Genomic DNA, 4,311 nt, shown 5'->3' on the forward strand with positions numbered 1-4,311 from the left:
CCACGGCTTAGCGGCCCGGCGCGTCGCCGTAGGAGTTCGCCAGATCCGCGCCGGCCACCAGCCAGGTGCCGTCGGTCTGGCGGAGCAGGGTGAGCGTCGGGTTCGACACCGTCTCGGCCCGGTCGCCGACGCGGTCGCTCACGGTCGTGCGCCGGACGTTCAGCAGCAGCACGGCCCGACCGGTGGCAGTGGTGTCGGTCCCGCCCAGCGGGGAGGTCGCGAGCACCTCAACGGTGGACCGGCTCCCCAGCGCCCGCAGCTCCAGCCATGCCCGAGCCGGCCCCTCGGTGGCGGCGGCCGGGCGCTCCCCGCCGAGCTGGGCGAAGAAATCCGGGGTCATGCAGGCGCGGGCGCGCAGCAGACCGGCGTCCGGCCCGCTGTCGGTCCGTGTGTCGTAGGACTGCCAGCGAGCGAAGCAGTCCCCCGCGACACTTCTGGGATCATGGGTGTCGAGCGGAGCGGAGGCCGGCGGTGATGCGGTGGCAAGCGGAGGGCCCGGCGGTTGGCTCGCGGCCGGCGGCGGTCCGGTCGCGGGCGGGGCGGTGCTCGCCCGCGCCACGACGTCGCGCACGGCCGAGCAGGCCGACACGCCACATATCAGCAACGGTGCCGCTGCCACCAGCACGGACAGTCTGGACGCACCCCGTGTGGGCATCCGCCCGACAGACATGCCGGAAAGGATCACTCCCTGCCATCCAGCCAGTCCCTGACCCGACCGCGGCGGATCCGCCACTGATGACCGACCTTGCGGGCCGGGATCTCCCGTTCGGACAGCAGCCTGAGCACCGTGCTCTCCGACAGCCGCAACCACACGACCAGCTCGTCGACCGTCAGCACGTCATCGTCTGCGGGATCCCTGCCTGCCGCGAACGCCGCCACCGAGACGCCCTCCTGTGCCACGCGACGGCCTCCCTCTCCAAGCACATACCGCCGGCGCAGGAAGTTACACCCACCCAAGCCACCCTGACGACCCCCAAAGGAGCCTTGTCATACTCGAACTGCTCGTGTTACATCGATCCGTCCGAAGTTCGAGCCAAGCAACCGCAAGCAGCAGTAATGGGCACCAATCAGTCGGAGAATATCACGGAGGTCGACAGCGCGTGACCGATGTGTCGCAGGAGCCCTACGGCGATGACGGTGACGCACGTCCCGTCTCACTGATCGGTACACGCATCCCCGCGCCGAGCCCACAGCAGGATTCGACGACCCGTGACCCGGCCTCCCCCAGCACCGCAACCAGCGGCAGTCCGCCAACCCCAAGATCTACTTCTATGGCCGGCACGGGCGAGGACACACAGACCGGACGCGTCACCAGGCGCCTGCGCCGCCGGTTGCGCGGCGCTCCGAGCGAGAGCGTTCCCGCCGGTGGTGACGACCCGCGCCAGGACGAAGCGTTCATGCTGCAGGACGCCGGAAGCCCCGCCACACCCCCAACGGTCACCCTCAGCGACCCCGAAGAACCTGCCGCCCCGGCTCCGGTCACGGTCAACGCGTCGGCCACCCTCGACGCTCTTGATCCACCACCCACGACGCCGGAAGCCGACGGTGCCGCCGGGAACCTCCCAGCCCAGCCAGTGGGTGACCCCGCGGTGACCACGGGCGATGCTGCGAACGCCGGTCCTGGAGTCGACGAGCAGCAGACCGACGCCGGCCGACCGGGCGCCGCACAGGCCGCGGATGCCCGAACCCCGGTAGTCCCCCCCACCACGGAACCGACCGGCGCGCCCACCACGGGATCGGCCGGCACACGCGCCAGCCACGGCCGGCCGAAAGCCGTCCACCACTCCGGCGTCCCTGGAGGGCGCACCGCACCAGCCACGGACGGTGCCGAGGCATCGGGTCCGACTACCCGGGAGACGGGTCCGGGGGAATCCGCACCGGGCAGCGACTACGCGCCGGCCGTACGGCCGTTCGTCACCGGGTCAGGCAGCCGTCCCACAGCCGCGGCACGACCCTCGGGTCGGCCGTCCGTGCACGCTCCCCGCATGGCGGTCGTACCTCCACTGACGGCAAAACCCTCGGCGCCCGCCCAGCCGGCAGCCCAACCATCGGCACAGTCGGCAGCTATCTCGACCGCCCCGCCGGCCGGAGCGCTTGAGTCGCCCCCTGCTGGGCCTTCGGGTTCGGCGCTCCCGTCGGCACCGGGTGAACCCGAGCCGGCGGCGACCAGCCGGCCGTCGGCACCGCTTCCGGCGGTACGTGAGCCCCGCAGCAGCCGCGAACTGTGGCCCTGGCAGGAGCCCTGGCGCGACGTCAACGACCTGGAGCCCTGGGAGGAAATCCCCATCCGGGAGTCCCTCGCCGACCGGGTCGCCGCGCCGCTGGAAGGCTCGTGGCGGATCGCGGTCACCTCTCTGATCCGCGGCTCGGGACGCACCACCGTCACGGCGATGCTCGGGATGACCCTCGCCAACATCCGCGCCGAACCCGTGGTCGCCCTCGACATCTCCGGTGACCTGGAACGCACGGAGACCATCGGTGACCTTGACACGGACGCCGGGTTCAGTGCATCGCTCGCGGAACGTGTCGGCGTCCGTCCGTCAGCAACGCTCAGTGACCTGGTCGCGGACTCGATCTCCTACCGTGCCCGCCGCGGCGGAACACCACGACCGGCCAGGGAGATTCGCTGGCTGATCAGTGGTGATGCCGGCGGGACATCCACGCCCGTCGCGGCCGCCGGGGGCCTCGACGTCCTGCCCGCCTACCGCCCCACCGGCGTCCACCATCCCACCGGCGCCTACCACCCCGCCGGGCAGGCCGCGTCAGGCGGACCGGGAGCGACCGGTCCCAGCGGTGCCGTTGCGGTTCCCTTCAGCGACACCAAGACACAACCGGCTCCTCTGGTAGCAGCCGGTATGCCAGGCCCACCTACCCCCCAGGTACTCGCCGCCGGCCTGCGCACTCTGGAACAGGCATACCCGCTGGTGCTCGTCGACACCCCGTTGGACTGGGACACACAGTTCGCTTCGATCACACTCCGCGACGCAGATGTGATCCTGCTGGTCGTACCGGCTCTCCCCAGTGATCTGGCCGAAGCGTCGGCCGCCCTGCGTGACACAACCAGCCTGCGTGCCCGCCGCGCGGGCCCACCACCGATGGTGATCGTAGCCGCGATGTCGGTCCGACGCGGACGGTGGTCGCCGCAGACCCGCTCGGCCGCGGCCAAGCTGGCCCGGCGAGTCGACGCGATGGTGCGCATCCCCTATGACATGCGCCTCGACGACGAGGTGCCCGACCACACCCGCACCGGTCGCCGGCACAGCGCAGGCGCAGCGCCCGGCAGCCGCACGCCGATCGCCTTCTCCCGGCTGCGGTGGCGCAGCCGGCGGGCATTTCTCCGGCTGGCCGCAACCATCGTCGATGCATGTGGTGATCTTGGCAACGCAGATCTCGAGAGCGGTGAGAGTGACGACACAACCGTCGCTGCCATCGTCACTTCCGAAGATCACAGTTTGATTCCGGGCGTATGATCCGACGACCTACGCGCCGGCCTGAGCACAGAAGGGAACAGCGATGATCGTCCATACTGTAACCGCGCAAGCGACGGTCGTCCTGGCGCAGGTAGAGGTCAAGCCCGACGACTCCAAGGCCCCCGGGATCAACGCACTCAAGGATCTCGTCAACGGCCTCGCCGCATACGCCGTGATCGCTGCCGTGGCGTCCGTGCTGCTCGGCGGAATCGCCTGGGCACTCGGCGAGCGGATGGGTCTCGACCGCACCTCGGCAATCGGTAAGAGTGGTGTACTCGCCGGCTTCGGGCTGGCCTTCCTCGTCGGCGCCACGGCCGCGGTCGTCAACTTCTTCCTCGCCACCGGAGCGACCGCATCGTCCGGCCCTGTCGAGCAGCCGCAGGGGTTGGGCCGGCCGGCCATCGTCCAGACGATCGATCCCGCGGACCACGTCCAGGCACTTCGCCATAGGTCTTCTGACCGGTTCTCGTGATGCCGACCGGCTGATATTGGGATGATGGGTCCGCTGTCGTCTCACGAGTAGTCGCGTCCGAGGTTGTCACACCGAGGGAGGGGATGTTGGTCAACCAGGCTGACTGGCCCGTGCGCCGTCTCGTCGGCCTCCTGGTGGCAACCGGAGCGGTGACTGTGACGGCCGGCATCCTCATTGGACGCTACATGATCCCGTCCTCTTACTCGGCAGGCATCCAAGGGCAGCCTGCGCCACGTATAGACACCCGTCCGACATCGGCGGCGTCGAAAGCCGTGCCTCCCACCGCGGTACCCAGGAGCACTCCGACCGGGAGCGAGACCACCGCACCTCCCACGCAGGCGGCCCGACAGATACCAGGCATGCCGACCC

The 4,311-nt window shown here is 70.2% G+C and carries 4 protein-coding genes and 1 pseudogene; 3 read left to right on the plus strand and 2 right to left on the minus strand.

The window, feature by feature from the left end; genetic code table 11:
- Nucleotides 1–7: 7 nt before the first annotated feature.
- Together DD1DGNOD_RS25895 and DD1DGNOD_RS25900 are read right to left on the minus strand one after the other, a co-directional pair.
- Nucleotides 8–655, minus strand: coding sequence for a hypothetical protein (locus DD1DGNOD_RS25895; protein ID WP_241251873.1), 648 nt, complete (start codon nt 653–655; stop codon nt 8–10).
- A gap of 26 nt (nt 656–681) precedes the next feature.
- Entirely contained in the window at nt 682–900 is a 219-nt protein-coding gene (locus DD1DGNOD_RS25900) for a helix-turn-helix domain-containing protein (RefSeq protein WP_131768916.1), read from the minus strand.
- Between the two features lie 200 nt (nt 901–1,100).
- On the opposite strand from DD1DGNOD_RS25900, the gene DD1DGNOD_RS25905 reads away from it, so the two are divergent.
- The 3 genes and pseudogenes from DD1DGNOD_RS25905 to DD1DGNOD_RS28445 form a co-directional block, all read left to right on the plus strand.
- The gene (locus DD1DGNOD_RS25905) at nt 1,101–3,470 is read left to right on the plus strand and encodes a MinD/ParA family ATP-binding protein (RefSeq protein ID WP_131771215.1); all 2,370 of its coding nucleotides are present in this window, start codon (nt 1,101–1,103) and stop codon (nt 3,468–3,470) included.
- 43 nt (nt 3,471–3,513) lie between these two features.
- A complete protein-coding gene (locus DD1DGNOD_RS25910) occupies nt 3,514–3,942 on the plus strand; it encodes a DUF6112 family protein (protein WP_131768918.1) in 429 nt (142 codons plus the stop codon).
- 83 nt (nt 3,943–4,025) lie between these two features.
- Nucleotides 4,026–4,311, plus strand: a pseudogene (locus DD1DGNOD_RS28445) (hypothetical protein); the annotation flags it as partial.

The organism is Candidatus Protofrankia californiensis (genome assembly GCF_900634765.1).
Taxonomy (GTDB): domain Bacteria; phylum Actinomycetota; class Actinomycetes; order Frankiales; family Frankiaceae; genus Protofrankia; species Protofrankia californiensis.

Bases quoted from the DNA above. Each gene is read 5' to 3' on its own strand.
- DD1DGNOD_RS25910 (WP_131768918.1), top strand. From the start codon at position 3,514: ATGATCGTCCATACTGTAACCGCGCAAGCGACGGTCGTCCTGGCGCAG.
- DD1DGNOD_RS25895 (WP_241251873.1), bottom strand. From the start codon at position 655: ATGCCCACACGGGGTGCGTCCAGACTGTCCGTGCTGGTGGCAGCGGCA.